This window comes from Pirellulales bacterium, assembly GCA_036267355.1.
Lineage (GTDB): Bacteria > Planctomycetota > Planctomycetia > Pirellulales > DATAWG01 > DATAWG01.
In genome coordinates, this window is the sequence record DATAWG010000122.1 from 17,967 (window position 1) to 33,438 (window position 15,472).

Consider the following 15,472-nt stretch of genomic DNA (forward strand, 5'->3'; position numbering starts at 1 on the left):
TCGGTGGCTCTCTCGCGCACGCTTCGGATTAGTGCGGTGCGATGCGGATATCTCCCGGCCGAGCGACGCGCGTCGGCCGATGGGCAGCATCGACGCGAACATAAGCCGGCAGCGGCGTGCTATTGCACCGTTCGGAACGCATTTTCGCGAGCTCTTTCGCAGCCAGCAACTGTTCATGCCGAGCGCGGCAATCGCCGAGCGCGGCATACGCTGCGACGCGCCCCAGCACCTGCAAAAGTGCGGCGCCATTCGTCAGACTGCCGGCCAAATCTCGTGCAACCGAAAAGGGATGCTTGGCGATCGATGCCAGGTAGCCTGTCGATGGCAGGTTCCGCCAGAATAGCCGTTCCGACGCGAGGCCGAATCCGAAGCCGCGCGATTCCTTGCACGATCTCGCCGAGCCGAGGATTTTGCAACGCGATTCCAACACACTCTGGTAGCCCGCGTGCGTGAGGCTCAATCCCAACTCGACGGCGGCCAATTCGTTTCCCACCGTTGTCGGTAGTCCGCCGCCAAACAGGTTCAGCGCGGTTCGGCGATAGAAGGCTGCCCGGGCAAGCGGATATACGGCCGGCTCGCCCACGCCGATCGACGATTCGATCGGGAATGTTTGCGGCGGTAGTTCGGTGCGTATTTCGGCTCGGCCTCCGCCGCCGTACGAGATTCCCGCGGCGACGATTTCGTCGGAGTCGAATTGATTGCGAACGACGGGCGACACCGCCGCGACATTGGGATCCGTAAAACGCGCCAAGGCCGCTTCGGCCCAGCCGCTCGTGGCTTCCAGGCCGGCGGCAAGCAAATGCACGATTCCCGCCCGGCTGGCCTGAATTCCGAGATTCGCGCAACCGACGAATCCGGTGCGCCGCGGCGCCTCGATGAAGCGCAATTCGGTCTTTAGGTCGTAGGGATCGTCGTAGGGCGCGGAATGGACGACGACGATTTCACAGTCGTCGGGAAAATGCTCCAGGACCGAGACCAGCGTGGTCTCCAGACCATGAGCATGGCCAACCACAGGGATGATGCACGAGAGGCGGGGCACGGAAAACCTTCCTTGGTTTACCGCCGAACATTTCCACACTTGAAACGTCGCCTGCGACAGCAGTCGGGGTTCGTCAGCGGCCAACGCGCGCTGACTCGGACGAAGTCGGCTTGACGCCCGTAATCATTGATCGTAGCGGCGCGACGTGTTCGGCGATCCAGTCCGCCCGCGCCGGGAATTTCACGCCCTATGTCCAATTATTTCGACCGCTCCGCGGCAACAAGTTTACGCAAACTCTCCAGAAGGCAGGTTACGAACCCGTCGATTCGCTAAAACTTCTGCATTTCGTGCTAGCACAGTAGCCCGAAGCGTGAGCGCGGATGAACCGGGGAACGCCGCGGCTGTGTGGCACTGGCAAGCGAAGTCTTTACCGTCATCCCGCCGACCAGACTTGCACCAACTCGACAAGCACCTCCACGGCCTCGACCATCTCCTCCAAGCAGGCCCATTCCAACGGCGAATGCGGGTTGTGTTGCCCCGTGGAAAGATTCGGCGTCGGCAGGCCGAACTCGGTGAATCGCGAGCCGTCGGTCCCGCCGCGGATGATCGTCGTCCGTAGCGTTCGCCCAAGGCGCTGGTAGGCCCTTTCAACGTATTGCACGGCCCGCGGCTCTCGGGCCAACCCATCGGCCATGTTGCGATATTGCGGCTTGATTTGCACGTCGATTGCCGCGCCGGAAAACTCCGCCACCGTCTGCGCCGCCGCCGTTCGCAATAGCTCTGCTTGCGTCGCTAGCGCCGCGGTGTCGAAATCTCGCAGCAACACTCGCAGCCGCACCTCTGCGACGCCACCATCGACGTGATACGGATGCACGAACCCTTCGCGATCCGCCGTCACTTCCGGCGCCAATCGATCGCGAGGCAATCGGTCGACGAAATTGGCTGCCGCGCGAATCGCGTTGACCATCCGCCCCTTGGCCATTGATGGGTGGATATTCACGCCGCGCACGACGACCGTGGCCAGATCGGCCGAAAATGTTTCGACATCGAGCTCGCTCGCCCCCCGGCCGTCGAGCGTATAGCAAACCGTGGCCCCGAGCTTTGCCAGATCGACATGATCGACGCCCCGGCCGATTTCTTCGTCGCAGGTGAAGCAGACCTTCACGGTCGGCCGCGGCACGTCGGGATGTTCGATCAAGTGCTCGATCAATTCCATGATGACCGCCATGCCGGCCTTGTCGTCGCCGCCCAACAGCGTCGTGCCATCCGTGGTGATCACCGTTTTGCCGACCACCGCGGTCAATTCCGGATTGTCCGTAGCGACAAGCACCTGCCGAGGATCGCCCGGCAACACCAGATTGCGCCCATCGTAGTTGCGAATCACTTGCGGCCGAACATTCGCGCCGGTCGTTTCCGGCGAAGTATCGAAATGCGCGTTGAAGGCCACGACCGGCGTCGGGCCGCTTCCCGACGCACCGCTCCCCGATGCCACCCGCCGCCCGCCGGCCGGCAGTGTGGCCATCACGATCGCATGCTCATCTTGCGTGGCGTCGGCGAGCCCCATGCCCTTCAATTCGGCAACCACCATCCGTCCCAATTCCCACTGTCCCGCCGACGAAGGATAAGCATCGACGCCTTCGCGCGCCGTCGTATCGATCCGCACATACCGCAAAAATCGCTCAAGCAACCGATCCCGGTTCATAAGGCTTGCCTAGAAAAGTGCTGCAATCGGGTGTTGGCAGAAGCCCATATCTTCACGCATCGGAATCGATTTTGGTAGGCTACGCGCCCCGATCCCAACGCCAGCCCGATTCATCTGGGCCGCGATCCCCAGGCTTGAAAGCAGCTTAAAAGCCTGGAACTACCGAAAAATGCAATGTGGGTTGCCCCCGCCTCGCCGCGCGCCCGATAATCGTGCCTATCAAAAAATGTCAAACCAGCCCCCCGCTTATTTCGTCTTCGATCTCGAAAGCGTCGCCGATGGCACGCTGGTTTCGCGATTGCACTATCCGGGGGTGTTACTGGATCCGACGGCGGCGATCGAGCGGTATCGGGCTGAGTTGATGGCCAAGCATGGCAGCGATTTCATTCCCTACACGTTTCAGATTCCGACCTCCGTGGCGATCGCCAAAGTGGCCGTCGATTTTCGCTTGCTTGATCTGGTGGTGCTCGACGAGCCGCGATTTCGCCCGCACGTGATAACGGAAAATTTCTGGCGCGGCTGGGACCATTATCGCCGGCCGACGCTCGTGAGCTTCAACGGCCGCGGGTTCGATATTCCGCTTTTGGAATTGGCCGCGTTTCGCTATGGGATCAGCCTGCCGGGTTGGTTTGTGCCGCGAGCCCGATCGAACGAACAGCCGCGGAACCGCTACAACACGGCATCGCATCTCGATCTGATGGAGTTGCTCACCAATTTCGGTTCGACGCGGTTCGTGGGCGGATTGAATCTGGCCGCGAATCTGTTGGGCAAGCCCGGCAAGATGGATGTGCAGGGGCACATGGTGCAAGACCTGTTCAACGCCGGGCGGCTATCTGAGATCAACGACTATTGCCGCTGCGACGTGCTCGACACGTATTTCGTGTTTTTGCGAACGCGCGTGCTGGTAGGCGAGTTGACGCAATCGCAGGAACACGAATTGATCGCCGCGACGAAAATATGGCTCGAAGAGCGAGCCGCCGAAGTGGCCGGCTACCGCCTCTATCTCGAGCGCTGGGGCGACTGGCCGAATCCGTGGACTGAGGCGGAGGAGTAGCAAACGCGGTGCGAAAACGACTGCGTTCCGGTTCCTGCGGATGTGGCTAGCACTTGGCCGCATGGTGGGGGTCCGGATGCCGGCTAGATCGCTGAAGCTTGCTAGAACCGGCCTCACAAAACGGCCAACAAACCGCGGCCGGCTCATTCCTCGCCGCGCATCCACCCGTTCATTGCCAGCAGGGCGCCGCAGAGCAGAAGCGCAAGCGGCGCGATCACCATCGCATTCCAGAATGTTCCCGGGTTCTGCCGAATGGACATCTCCAGCGATTTGCCGTCGATAGTGATAATGTCCTTTGCGAGGCTTGCAACCGCGAATGCAACGCCCACCAGCAGAGACCCGACACCAACCCTGAAATCGGAACGGCGAAACCACGGGGGCGGCGGCTTTCGGCCGCACTTTCTCAAAATCAGATGAGCCTCGCGGATGTGTGGCTCGGCGATTTTCTTCGCCTTATTCTCCCGAGCGAGACAGCCCGCGAGATCCTTTAGATGATGCTCAAACTCACCGATGCTGAGTTTGGCCTCTTCCCGACCTTCCGGGGATAAATTCGGCGGTTCACTTGCCGCTGCTGCCCGGCGCCATCCGATTGCACAAGGATCTTAGTGTGTTGATCGACTCGATCGCGTCGTCACCCAGGCTTCCGCTTGCGTGGGCCTTTTCGAGCATGTCGCAAATCCATGCCAAGGCCGCGACGACATCCTCCCGTTTGACCTCCGCAATATTCTCTCCCCGCTTGGCGGCGAGCGTCACGGCGCGGCTCAAGATGTAATCGCCGAAATCCCCAGACAGCGCACTGACGAGGCTGTCCGCGTCGGGAGAGATCACGAATTCATGCTGCGTTTGCATTGTAGCCACGCGAGTACCGACCTCCGGTCATTTACCCCATATCGTCAACATTCTGGACCGCACCTTATCGGTTTCAAGCCAACCGGCAAAGTCCACATTTGTAGCCGAGCCTTAGTATGGCGGCGACGAAACCGAGTTGCAAGCAAAGCAGGACCCGCTCATAAATTATTAGGAACAAGGCAAATCCGCCAAACTATCCCTGCTAATACCCGAGAGAAGACCATCCCGACGAATTTGCTGAACCCGTCCTCCCGAGCCACGGGTTGCTCAGAGAGGCAGCTTGTTTCGGCGAAGTTGCATCAGCCGGCGCAGCGGCGGCAATCGAGCAATTCGGTGTTTGCCCGGCCGACGGTTTGGCCGGTGCGCAGGTCGCCTTCGTAGCGGATTGTCACCGGTACGGCGATCGCCCACAGGCGCGAGCGGCGGGTGAGCATCGTGCCGTTGAAGCCTTCCAGGAATCGTGCGGCTTCGCCGGCCGAAAGCGGCGTCGCTTCGGCGGCTTCGATGGCGACGGCGTGCGGCGGCAGTTCGTCCCAGGCGGCCGGCCGCCATTGCTCGCAGCGGACGACCCAGATGCGAAACAGCAGTCGGGTTTCCCGGTGCGTCGCGGTCATTGTTGTTTCTCCGATTCCGATGCCGCTTTCGCCCGCCGTGCTAGCTTGACGAGCCCGCCGTCATTTAATATACATTTGTACACACTCCCGTCAACACAAATGGTCCAATTTTTATCCTCCGCGAGCAGCCGATAATGCCCTCTTCGCGTTCTCCTGCCGCCAAGTCGCCACTCGCAGCAGGCACGGAACCCGGGGTCGATCATGCGCGCAATCTCCGCCGGCTGATGGCCCGGCAGGGGCTCACGCTCCGCGAACTCGCCCGGCGCAGCGGACTGAATCTGCGCACATTGAAAACCATGCTGCGCGGCAACCATCGGCCGCATGGCCGCACGTTGCAACGCTTGGCTGCCGGCTTGGGCGTGCCGGTCGACGAGCTGTTTCAGGATCCGTCGCTGTTGGTGCATCGACTCTTCGACCGGCGGACGAATCCGGTCGTCGATCAAGTAGTGGACGAAGAACGGGAACTGTTCCACGGCTGGACGGAAGCGGAGTTTGCCGATCTCTATAGCCGCTTCGGCCACGGCGGCCCGCTGACGCGCGACGGCACGATTGCCGTCGCCCATGCGATCAACCTCCGCCGAAGGGTGCAACAGCAAGTCGCGCTGCTGTTGGAAACCGGCGAAGCCGAATTGTTCGTCGACATCATCGATCTCTTCTACCGCCGAGTGCTCGTTGTTGACGCGGACGATGACCACGGATCACACCGATAGACACGGATTCGAAGCTTCTTCGTAGTAGGCACACTCCGTGTGCCGTCGGCGCTCCACGATGCGCTGCGTACAGTGGGCGGCGGACGGCGCACGGAGTGTGCCGGCTACTTTGGCCAAACGCCGCGATGTGTCATCCGTGGTTATCGATCGCTTCCCACTTGCCGAGCGGGCAGCTTTGGTCGGCCCAGGCTAATTTGTTGAAAAAGCTGCGCTGCTGGCGAATGCGGCAACCGCAATCCGCGTGGCGGCAGATCGCGCCGTCGAACAGCGGACACGCTTTGCAGATTGCCAGCCGGGCGTCGATCTGCTGTTGGGTGCATGCAGGCATTCCCATTGCGAAATGGCGGATGGCCGAGCGTGCGAAGTTCGTCGCTCGCTTGAGCGCGGAAGGTCCTCCGGCAGTCGCGCGACCGCACCGGCACATCGGCGGCCGTTTCGAGGCGTGCGCTCTTTGCCCACATACCACGCATGTCCATCCATCTTGTGTCGCTGTGAATTGGCAGTACATCAGAAAATCGGCGCGACAGTGATCGCGTCGGGCGTGCCGGTGCAGATCGTCGGGCTGCCGGAGATAAATGGGAGTGTGTAGGTCTCGGTGCAATCGAACGGCGAATCTAGCGAAATCGACCAGACGAAAAACGGCGGTTCGCCACCGTTGAAGCCGAGCGAAAATTTGATTCCGCTGCTCGAAAGCACCAAAAATCCCTGGGCAAAGATAAAGGCCGGATCGCCGGTGCAAGACACTTCACCGAAATTGAAATCATACGTACAGCCAGGGCTCAAGCTCGCGATGGCGGAAGCATCGTTCAAGAAGCCGCAGGAACATGGTTGCTCGGCAGGCGGATAGCCAACCTCGACCGAACCGTCCGTGAAGCCGTCGCCCAGCGTGACTTGATACTGCGGCGGCGTTGTCCCGGCGCATCCGCACACCGAGCCGCAGCAACAATTTGGACTGAACTTGCTGAACCCGCTCATGACGGGCAACTCGCCGCGAAGACATACCAGCGTTTGGATTGCAAGTGTTGCAGGATCATCACGGCGGTTCCGGCCGCAAGTGTGTCGCCGCTTGAAAGCAGCCAGTCGTATGCGGTGACGCTGCAGCTCGAATCCTCCGTGTCGCCGCTTGTGGAATTGATTTGCCACACCTCGACGGTCGCCGAGCCGCCCGCGGAAAGAGTCGTGCTCAATTTGCCGAAATGCCATTGCACGCCGGGCAGCGGAATTCGCTGTCCCGCCGCGGGATGCCAATACGTCAGATGCCGCTCCCCGGCCAGATAAAGCGATTGCTGCGCATCGGCGACATGTGCCAAAGCAATCGGCGTGGCGTTGCCGTCGACCGCCTCGATCCATGGATCGGCGTCGCTCGAATCGAAGCCGAACAGCGTGGCCGTCTTGTTCGTGTCGTTGGCTTCGACGGTGTCGATCAGTTCGACCAGATCGAATCCGCTATCGCCGGCAATCGCGATATTCAGGCCGAACGCGCCGGCTGTGATCTGGAGCGGATACGCCGCCGAGATCCGCATCGCACGGCGCAACTCGCTCGATACCGAATTGGCCCAGCCTGCGGTGATCGGATCGCCAGGATGCACGTGTCGGGGCGCCAACGATCAACCTCCCGTCGAACCCTAATTTCCGAATTGGAACAATTGCGACAAATCGGCCGATTGGAACGGCGCGGCGCCGGTTTGCACCGACACGATCCGTTGCCAATTGTCGTTTCCGGCGCCGGCGTCGCGGCGATAGAAATAGTTGTGGCCGTAGACGGTGTCCGGATCGAGCGTCGAGAGCACCGTCTTTACTTGGAATTTGTAATCGACGCGCCATAGTGGCGTGTTGTTCACTTGGAATTCCCGCTCCCAATTTGCCCCGATGAACAGCACCTGTTCGGTGTCGTAGCCCATGAACGACGCGTTGTTCACGCAGCCGCGCGTTTGCCGCATGCCCGACCATGGCGGCTGCGGCACCCAGCGCCACGACAAATTGATCGATTCCTCGGGAATCAAAATGCCGGGCGTGAAATCGTCTTCGACGCTGGTTCCGTCCGGCCATTTCCAGGTCCGGCCCGGCAGGCTCATATACTGAGCACCGACATCGCCGGTGGCAACAAGAAACGTTCCGTTGGGCACCGGCGGCAAACGACCGTCGGTCAAGGGAAATGGTTTGTACGTAACCGTCACCCGGGCGTAGTTGTAGTTCACTTGAAAGCCCGCCAGGCTGATCGGCGATTCGAGCGGGCTGTCCGGCTGGAAGGGATCGATTTGGATGTCGCTCGGCCACATGCCCGGCAAGCCGTAGAAGCTGGCCGTCGGCATGTAAGAAATTTGGCTGCCGACGGCGATCCAATAACCCCACAAATCACCGACAAACGCCGGCCAATCGCCCCAGTTGATCTTGAAGACGCGCACACCGGTCATATCGCGGCGCGATAGCGAAATGCGTGGCGAGCCTTCAAGTTCTTCGAAATCGACGGGCATGGGAGAAGTGGTCAGGGGACAGGGGGACAGAGATCAGAACAGGAGGACGGCGGCGGGGTGGTCGGGATGCCGATGGTTATAGACCTTCGGAGAAACGGGCGAGCGTTTGAGAGCCGATCGCCTGTCCGGTGTGCTGGGCGGTCGTGAGCAGTTCGTCGAATCGGCTTAGCAGATGACGTATCGCATCGCGGAGTTTTTCAGTCTCGGATGATGTTTCAACAAAGCATTGCGGGATGGTGGCATTGGACGCCGCAGGCGGCTCACTTGCTTGCTCATCGACGGCCGCCAGGCGGTCGGCGATATAGACCAGGCTTTCGACACCTCGATGCGGTTGCGATCTTTGTTCTTCGCTGCGGTGGCCCCGACGCTTTGCCAACTGTTCTTCGATCCAACGGTCGCGCTGGCGAATTCGATTGGCGTGGAACTCGGCCGCTTCGTTTGGGGCCAATAGAACCGACTCGCCGGCGTCGGCTGTTGGCAGCAAAAGGATCTTCAATTGCGAGGGGCAGAATCGTGCGACCGATTCGGGCCGAACGCCGGCGCGAATCAAACTGCGGAAAATAAAGTGCCAAGGAATCGGTTTGCCGCGGCCGGATGCATCGACGCCCGGCCGCGGCTCGGCAACTTTCCCGGCGGATATTCTCCACTCGATTCGGAGGCGATCGCCATTGTTTCGGAAATCTCATCTGCTCGCTTGCCAAATCGCTCTTGAATCTCGGCCAGCGTCAAGTGCGGCTGCATGCGGCGCAATCGCAGCCACAGTTCGAAGAGAACCCCTTCGTCGCTGCGGAACCAGGCAGCCAATTCTTCCCGCGAGACTCGATCGCCACGGCGCATGTCATCGAACGCTCGCTGCAGAATCTCTTTCGGCATCGGCTCCGATCGGTCCGCGACCGTTTCCCGCAAAGAGTGCAATGAACTGCGTCGCGCGCTCAACAAACGCCGCTCGATCTCGGCATAATGGCCGAGCGTCAGCGGCGCCAGCCGCAGCAACTGCCCATCGATCTCGATCGGCACCGAACCCGGAATGATTACAAAAAGCCCTTCCATGCTCATCTCCGTCTTTCCTTCGCTTCGTCGTATTTGCGTATTTCGTGTCATTCGTGGTTATCTCTTCTTCCGTGCCGTTCCGTCACGGTTCATGGCAGCGACGGTTCGGTCCAGGCCCCGTCGGTATCGAAATCGGCGACGCCGCCGATCACTTCACCCGTGTCGATATTCACTTCGACTTTGAATGTTTTTACGAGCGCGGGCACCGTGTAGAAATGCGTGGCGTCGAGATGAAGTAGTAGCGTCACCGCGCTGCCTTCCACGATCGGCGAGCCGGCCGAGAGGTCGAATTTGAATTGAATCGCCCCGCTGCCGGATTTGACGCCCGAAAGGCTGCGCTTGAAGCCGCCGGTGGCACTCGACGCATAACGGCTCGAAACGGATTCCTTGTTGAAAAGCCATTTGGTCACCTCCGCCACCGGAGCGGAGCCGATCAACACCTGCCCGTTCTTGCCGGAAATTGGTTGCGTTGACACGCTCGGATTCCTTGCTGAATCGCGTTAGGAGGAGATACCCAGGACGACGATGCTGTACGTGATCGAGTCGGGCGACGTGTTCGAGACGCGAAGAATCTTGTGCGTCGAGTCGACCGCCCAACCATCTTTTTTGCTCGACAACAACAGGGCGCTATCGGCGCCAATTTGCAGCAGCGATGCGGCGGATCCGCTGAAGGGAGCGGTGCATGCGTCGGCGACCGAGGAATCCAACTGCAGTGTGTCGCCGGAAGTTGTGGAGGTGTTGACCAAAAAAATTGCCTTGACGCTCGCCAGGTTGATCGAAAGCGTCGAGCCGAAAAGCGAATGCGTCAGATTCGTGAGATCGAGATCATCGTTCGTCCCCGCGGCAACCGTGCGTTGATCGGACCAGATCGTGTCGGCCTGATCGGCGGCCGAGCCGTTTGCCAGTTGATCGTCGTAGCTCAGTTGCGACGCGTCGCCCACCGTCGTCAGCGCCAATGGCTCTTGGAACAGCCAATTGATCGATGCCTTGATTTCGCTCGCCAATGTGCTCATCCGGAAATCCTCGCGCAAGAGTGAAAAATGCGAACATCAAAATCGCGGGCGACCATCCACACGCCGTCGTCTCCGTTTTCGCGTTCGATGTGATTGGCCGGCCGCATATCGAGCACCCGTCCGCCGGTCCACAGAAAATCGCGCCGATTGAAATAGCGTACGATCATCGCTTCGATCCGCCGTGCTTCTTCGTAACTGGAGCTATAAACCGCGAACCGCACCGCTTCGGTCGCACAGGTCGTGCCGCTCGAGCTCCGTTCGAGTTGCGATTCGCCCTGCACCGACATACAGACGTACGGAAACCGGACCGGCAATTCAGCGGCGTCGCGGATCGGCGCAAGCCCCGTGTAAAGCTGCTCGATTGGCACCAAATTCAACAGCGGCCGATAGCCAGACCAATGCTCATGAATCGCGCGTTCGGCAGACATGGTGGAGGAAGGGTGAGGGTGAGGGTTAGGTTTGTTGGATGCGTTTTTCGGTGACGCTACGCCGGCAGACTGCTTCGTTCCTCAAAGCCTCACAGTCTCACAGCCTCAAAGCCTGCGCAGCGCGTTGATCGTGAACAGGCTGGCGATCGAATCGGCGAGTTCGTAGCCGGTTACTTGGTAGATCGCGCCATCGGCGGCTTGAATGCGATTGCCGTTGTCGACCAGGATTTGCTGAGCCAAGTAGATTTTAGTGGTGACAATTCCCGATTGCCGGCCGTGCTGTTCGCTCCGGGCCGAGGTCAGCTCTTGGATTCGCGCTCGTACGGCGGATGCGAATGGAACGAAGGTCGGCTCGACGGCGCCGCTCGGCCCCTTGGCGGCCACTTCGCGGAGAATCGTGATGAACGTGTTCAATCCTCCAGCCAGCGCGAGATTGCGGGCCGTGCATTTCCAACGCGAACCGCAAGTCGCAAGCTGCGTTTCGAGAATCGTCCACGCTTCGCCGCTCGTATCGACGATCTGATCGCCGAGTTGCGGCGGGGCGTTCAATTCCGCTGCGGCAAGGTGCCAATGCACATCGCTGGTCGTATATTTTCCGTCGCTCGCGGCAGCTTCTCGAGTGTTCACCGCGCGGCGTAGCGCTCCGGCAAGCGCCGTGGCGCCGGAGCCGTCGCATCGCCGCAACGTGGCAGGCTCGAGCGCGTCGGTCACGAGCGCGAAATCGGCTTGCGGATTGAAACTGGCGGTCATCACGTGTATCCCTGCGATCGGACTTCGAATGGATCCAGACCGATCAACTTTGCATCGCACCAATCGACGGCCGCTTCCACCGAGCGGATGTAGCTTTCCCAAGAAATGGTTTGACCGTCGATGGTGTAGGTCGGCTTCGGATTGGCCCGCAATTCAACGAGTTGCGCCAGCGCCATGCTGCGGATCGTTTCGATTTGTGCTCGATCGTTTTGCATTCAGACACCTCGAGGGCCATGCATTATGGAACCAAGCTCTTGCAGCTCGGGCCGTTGTTCAGCCCTTGCTAGAAAGTTCGACGTTGCCAGCCGCGTTGGCCACCAGCTTTAGCGCGCCGTAGCTCGAGCAATAATCGGGGATCGGATAACCACCGCCGGCCGCGACGGTTTGCGTGACGGCATGCCCGTCGCCATCTTGGATGGCCACGTACGTGCCCCCCGGCTGAATGGCGCCGTAGTACGTCAGGCTGGTGATCGGTGAGCCGCCGGGCACGAGCACACAGCCGTTCGCCACTTCGGTAAGATCGATTTCGGCGGTCGTCGATAGGTTGTTGGTCAACGCAAGCGCCGCGACAAACGCATGATGGCGCCGGATGCGATTCGACATGTGGATGGCCTTGATGGATGAATCCGCTTAGAGGCGGACAATAATTCACGGCAGACGGGGAAACAGCGGGTCCACAGCGGCGGCGGGCTATGCGACCGCGCCCGGCCGCCGCGTATCTGATCATCGCGTCTCACAGCTCGGCCCTCAGGAGGCCGAGTTCTGCACGACATACCGAGGTTCGAGCGTTGCCGCGGCGCCGCGTTCGCTCGCTTTGAAGCGGATCATGATGTCTTGCGTGAACTCGGCTTCGCTGTTGAGCGGAGCCTGCGTGACGGTGATGCCCCAATTTTCCATGTAGGCAAACGCCTTGCGGAAATTGCCGAGATACCAGTTGCTCGTCGGCTCGCCGGCCAGGCTCAACCGTGCTCGCAGCAACCGGCTGGAGACGACGCGATAGCTGCCGGCCATCGGATTCGGCGCAAACGTGCGAACGGTGCTGGCGTCGGCTCGATTATCGACTTGCTCGATTTGCGTCGCGCTCACGATCCGCCGAGCGGCATGCAACAGCTCGGGGCACACGAGGATCGTGTCGGCGTTGACGATAATCGGCTCGCCGGTATTCGGATCGAGAATGTTGGCCATCACCTGCTCGGCCGCATCGACATCCGACCAATCCACGAGCGGGTTGTTCGTCTTGACGTTGATCCACGGGGCCGACGATTGATAGGTCGCGTAGCTGACTCCCTTCCAGTTGTAGCGGGCGTCGGTCGTGTTTCCGTCGATGATGCAATCGAGCAGGCGTTTCTCCTTGTTCAAGCCGAGAAACTCGCCGACTTCGCCGGCGCGCTGCAAAACGAGATGCGTGCGGTCGAAGAAGATCGCCTCCTTGGTGACCGGCACGATCATGCCGCGCTTCGTGGTGGCGGGCGTTTCGATGTAGTCTTCCGTCAGGCCGACGTGCGGGTAGACGGCCCCTTCGTCGATCGCTTCGGCCATATCGCCCATTTGCCCGATGCCGGGTATTTTTTCGCCGCTGAAACGAGTCGGAATCGTTTCGACGATCTGCGAGGCAACGAAGGCCTCGGAGGTGAATCCCTCCATGATTTTCGAGTAGATGATCTGGCCGGTGATATTGCTGAACGTGGCCGTATCGACGGCGTCGGCAGCTTCGAGCAAATCGACATTCCCGGATTTCGCGCGCGGATCGAGCAATCGCAGAAACTCGCGGCCATCGGGAATCGTGGCCTCGGCCAGATCGCGCAACGAGAAATCTTCGGGGCGAAGATGCTTTTCCGCCAGCGCATCGCGCAGATGGCGGCAAGCTTGTTGCGGCCCCATGGTTTCGTAGAGGCGTTTGAGTTCCCGGTAGTTGACGGCTCGCGTCATGAAATAAGCTCCGAATTTGTGGTTCGAATCGAAAGGCAAGGAGAATCGCTTGAAGAACAGCGCGCCGTCGGTTAGCGCAACTGATAGGCAGCCACGTAGTCGACGTTGAGTTGCTCGCCGTTGGCGCTGCCGTTTTGGATGCCCAGCAGCGGCCGCATGACCGGGGCGGACGCAAAGCTGAACACCTGCTTGACCACCAGCAAGCCATCGATGAAGAATCTCGCTTCCGCCTGCGTGGCGCTGATCGGTTCGAACTGGGCCGTGAGCGTTTGTGGATCGCCGCCCGCCGGAGTGGAAGTGACCGTGGTCAGTTGCGAACTGCCGACCGAGGTCTGGCAGCCCCAGAGGTTGGTTCCGCCCTGCTTGAAAAACGTCATGCCGGTGTAGGAGGTCGCGGGGCCGCCGTTGTTTTCCAACAGGCTGGTCGTCGGGCTGGAAGTGTCCGAAAACCCGACGAGCACATTGGCCTGGTTCGCATTGGCTTCGGTGAACTGCACCAGCGCTTCGAAAACGATCGGTTGGTTCGCCTGAAACTGGAAGACGAATCCCGTGCCGCTCAAATACATGGCATCGTTGGCGGCCGCGGCGCCGGCGCTCGGCTCGATCATCAGCAGGCCGTTCGGCTCGGCGCCGACCGTCATGCTGCCCGTGCCCGTTTCCGACGAGGCCCAGCGCTCGCCGGCGACGAAATAATCGAAATCGTCCATGTAGCCGAACGTGCGGCGATACTTCAATTGATCCAACAGGTCGACCAGCTTCGTCATGACAGGATTCCTTGATTGCTAGATAGAGTGAGCGAACGATTTGGTGGGGAAGCCGGACTCAGGCGATCAGAGAGCCGTGATCCGCTGGGCGAAGCTCTTTGGATCCCCCGGCGACCACGGCAACTCTTTCGATTCGACCGAATGCTGGTCTTTGCTGGTCGGCCGGGCGGCGCCGAACGCGCGGGCCAGTTGCAGCCGCTCGAGAATCAGCCTTTGCCGGCCGGCGGCGTCGGCGGTCGCGCGCAATTGCTGGCGGAACAATTCCGTTTCCAGCGGACCGGCCACGCCCGCGGCTGTCAGCTCCTCCGAAATCTGGTGCTCCAAGAGCGCTGCGTCGCGCTGGGCACGCAATTGCTCCAATTCGGCGCGGAGCTGTTGAAGCTGAGCTAGCGCGGCTATCTCTTGCGCGCCGGCCGCCGGGCCGCTTATCGATGCCGCGGGTTGCCGGGCGCCATGCTCCAACAACAGCGATTCGACCAGATCGGGCCGATCCGACTTCAGCCGATCCAAAGTCAACTCTCGGATCGCCGATGGCACGGCAAGATTTTCTTCCGGCGGCGTCTGTTGACGTTGCTCGTATAAACCGCGTGTCGTCGCGGGGTCGGCCACCAAGTCGACGCTCTGCACCCGGGTGATTTCTTCGACCAGCAGGCCATCGTCGCGGCGCGATGTGCGGGCCTGCACATTGTGTGAAAAGCCGACATTCTCCGGAGCGTGCTCGGCGTCCCAAGCCAACTGTTCGGCCAACACATGCTTGGGATTGAAATGCAAATCGCCAAACAGTCCTTCGTTCGGCTTCAACGCCGCGCCGCGTATCACGCCAATCCGATCTTGATAATCGCGCGGTGAGAGCGGGCTTCCCTTGGGATGGTTTACGTTCACCTTGGCGCCTTCATAGAGCGGAACCGCTTTGGCCAATGCCTCGGGCAGATATTGCCGGCCGTTGCGCGACTGGAGGCCAAGAATCTTCACGCCGCGAATTATCCCCGCCTGCCGATCGACGCGCATCGCCACGTTTCGCGAATCGCAGAATTCCTGCAAGAGTTCGTTCATGCCATTCCTTTCCGTCGCGGATGCTCATCGCATCGAGCGAGCAAAATCCAAGAAAAAAAGCCCAACTACGGCGCTACCTTGCGACCGCAGTGGGCTTGCGCTC

At 60.5% G+C, this 15,472-nt stretch carries 22 protein-coding genes; 2 read left to right on the top strand and 20 right to left on the bottom strand.

Features of this window, described 5'->3' with window-relative positions:
• Positions 1-28: 28 nt before the first annotated feature.
• Together VHX65_18920 and pepT are read right to left on the bottom strand one after the other, a co-directional pair.
• Complete coding sequence (locus VHX65_18920) at positions 29-1,039, bottom strand: glycosyltransferase family A protein (protein HEX4000628.1); 1,011 nt, start codon at positions 1,037-1,039, stop codon at positions 29-31.
• Positions 1,040-1,412: 373 nt separating this feature from the next.
• Positions 1,413-2,681 carry a peptidase T gene (pepT, locus tag VHX65_18925; GenBank protein ID HEX4000629.1) on the bottom strand — a complete coding sequence of 423 codons (1,269 nt, stop codon included), beginning with the start codon at positions 2,679-2,681 and terminating at the stop codon, positions 1,413-1,415.
• A gap of 226 nt (positions 2,682-2,907) precedes the next feature.
• Here pepT and VHX65_18930 point away from each other — a divergent pair, with 226 nt between their 5' ends.
• Entirely contained in the window at positions 2,908-3,735 is an 828-nt protein-coding gene (locus VHX65_18930) for a 3'-5' exonuclease (GenBank protein ID HEX4000630.1), read from the top strand.
• A gap of 143 nt (positions 3,736-3,878) precedes the next feature.
• Here VHX65_18930 and VHX65_18935 read toward each other — a convergent pair whose 3' ends face one another.
• The 3 genes from VHX65_18935 to VHX65_18945 all read right to left on the bottom strand — a co-directional run bounded on the left by VHX65_18935 (position 3,879) and on the right by VHX65_18945 (position 5,198).
• Positions 3,879-4,064 carry a hypothetical protein gene (locus VHX65_18935; protein HEX4000631.1) on the bottom strand — a complete coding sequence of 62 codons (186 nt, stop codon included), beginning with the start codon at positions 4,062-4,064 and terminating at the stop codon, positions 3,879-3,881.
• A gap of 229 nt (positions 4,065-4,293) precedes the next feature.
• Positions 4,294-4,593, bottom strand: a complete 300-nt coding sequence (locus VHX65_18940; protein ID HEX4000632.1) for a hypothetical protein — start codon at positions 4,591-4,593, stop codon at positions 4,294-4,296.
• Positions 4,594-4,883: 290 nt separating this feature from the next.
• Entirely contained in the window at positions 4,884-5,198 is a 315-nt protein-coding gene (locus VHX65_18945) for a hypothetical protein (protein ID HEX4000633.1), read from the bottom strand.
• Positions 5,199-5,332: 134 nt separating this feature from the next.
• Between VHX65_18945 and VHX65_18950 the strand changes: the two genes are divergently transcribed.
• A complete protein-coding gene (locus VHX65_18950) occupies positions 5,333-5,908 on the top strand; it encodes a helix-turn-helix transcriptional regulator (GenBank protein ID HEX4000634.1) in 576 nt (191 codons plus the stop codon).
• A gap of 130 nt (positions 5,909-6,038) precedes the next feature.
• Here VHX65_18950 and VHX65_18955 read toward each other — a convergent pair whose 3' ends face one another.
• The 15 genes from VHX65_18955 to VHX65_19025 all read right to left on the bottom strand — a co-directional run bounded on the left by VHX65_18955 (position 6,039) and on the right by VHX65_19025 (position 15,369).
• Positions 6,039-6,236, bottom strand: a complete 198-nt coding sequence (locus VHX65_18955) for a hypothetical protein (protein HEX4000635.1) — start codon at positions 6,234-6,236, stop codon at positions 6,039-6,041.
• Positions 6,237-6,415: 179 nt separating this feature from the next.
• A complete protein-coding gene (locus VHX65_18960; protein HEX4000636.1) occupies positions 6,416-6,883 on the bottom strand; it encodes a hypothetical protein in 468 nt (155 codons plus the stop codon).
• The gene (locus VHX65_18965; protein HEX4000637.1) at positions 6,880-7,512 is read right to left on the bottom strand and encodes a hypothetical protein; all 633 of its coding nucleotides are present in this window, start codon (positions 7,510-7,512) and stop codon (positions 6,880-6,882) included. The genes VHX65_18960 and VHX65_18965 overlap by 4 nt, the downstream gene beginning before the upstream one ends.
• 21 nt (positions 7,513-7,533) lie before the next feature.
• Positions 7,534-8,382 carry a hypothetical protein gene (locus VHX65_18970; GenBank protein ID HEX4000638.1) on the bottom strand — a complete coding sequence of 283 codons (849 nt, stop codon included), beginning with the start codon at positions 8,380-8,382 and terminating at the stop codon, positions 7,534-7,536.
• A 76-nt stretch (positions 8,383-8,458) separates the two neighbouring features.
• Complete coding sequence (locus VHX65_18975; GenBank protein ID HEX4000639.1) at positions 8,459-8,932, bottom strand: hypothetical protein; 474 nt, start codon at positions 8,930-8,932, stop codon at positions 8,459-8,461.
• Positions 8,929-9,432: a hypothetical protein gene (locus VHX65_18980; protein HEX4000640.1), complete on the bottom strand. Its 504-nt coding sequence runs from the start codon at positions 9,430-9,432 to the stop codon at positions 8,929-8,931. Before VHX65_18980 ends, VHX65_18975 begins: the two co-directional genes overlap by 4 nt.
• Positions 9,433-9,521: 89 nt before the next feature.
• Positions 9,522-9,908, bottom strand: a complete 387-nt coding sequence (locus VHX65_18985) for a hypothetical protein (GenBank protein ID HEX4000641.1) — start codon at positions 9,906-9,908, stop codon at positions 9,522-9,524.
• 24 nt (positions 9,909-9,932) lie between these two features.
• Positions 9,933-10,445 carry a hypothetical protein gene (locus tag VHX65_18990; protein HEX4000642.1) on the bottom strand — a complete coding sequence of 171 codons (513 nt, stop codon included), beginning with the start codon at positions 10,443-10,445 and terminating at the stop codon, positions 9,933-9,935.
• Entirely contained in the window at positions 10,442-10,873 is a 432-nt protein-coding gene (locus VHX65_18995) for a hypothetical protein (GenBank protein ID HEX4000643.1), read from the bottom strand. Before VHX65_18995 ends, VHX65_18990 begins: the two co-directional genes overlap by 4 nt.
• 105 nt (positions 10,874-10,978) lie before the next feature.
• Positions 10,979-11,623: a head-tail adaptor protein gene (locus tag VHX65_19000; GenBank protein ID HEX4000644.1), complete on the bottom strand. Its 645-nt coding sequence runs from the start codon at positions 11,621-11,623 to the stop codon at positions 10,979-10,981.
• Positions 11,623-11,838, bottom strand: a complete 216-nt coding sequence (locus VHX65_19005) for a hypothetical protein (GenBank protein HEX4000645.1) — start codon at positions 11,836-11,838, stop codon at positions 11,623-11,625. The genes VHX65_19000 and VHX65_19005 overlap by 1 nt, the downstream gene beginning before the upstream one ends.
• Positions 11,839-11,896: 58 nt before the next feature.
• Positions 11,897-12,226: a hypothetical protein gene (locus tag VHX65_19010; protein HEX4000646.1), complete on the bottom strand. Its 330-nt coding sequence runs from the start codon at positions 12,224-12,226 to the stop codon at positions 11,897-11,899.
• A gap of 144 nt (positions 12,227-12,370) precedes the next feature.
• A complete protein-coding gene (locus tag VHX65_19015) occupies positions 12,371-13,552 on the bottom strand; it encodes a hypothetical protein (GenBank protein HEX4000647.1) in 1,182 nt (393 codons plus the stop codon).
• Between the two features lie 71 nt (positions 13,553-13,623).
• Complete coding sequence (locus tag VHX65_19020) at positions 13,624-14,316, bottom strand: hypothetical protein (protein ID HEX4000648.1); 693 nt, start codon at positions 14,314-14,316, stop codon at positions 13,624-13,626.
• Between the two features lie 66 nt (positions 14,317-14,382).
• Positions 14,383-15,369, bottom strand: coding sequence for a hypothetical protein (locus VHX65_19025; GenBank protein ID HEX4000649.1), 987 nt, complete (start codon positions 15,367-15,369; stop codon positions 14,383-14,385).
• Positions 15,370-15,472: the final 103 nt, after the last annotated feature.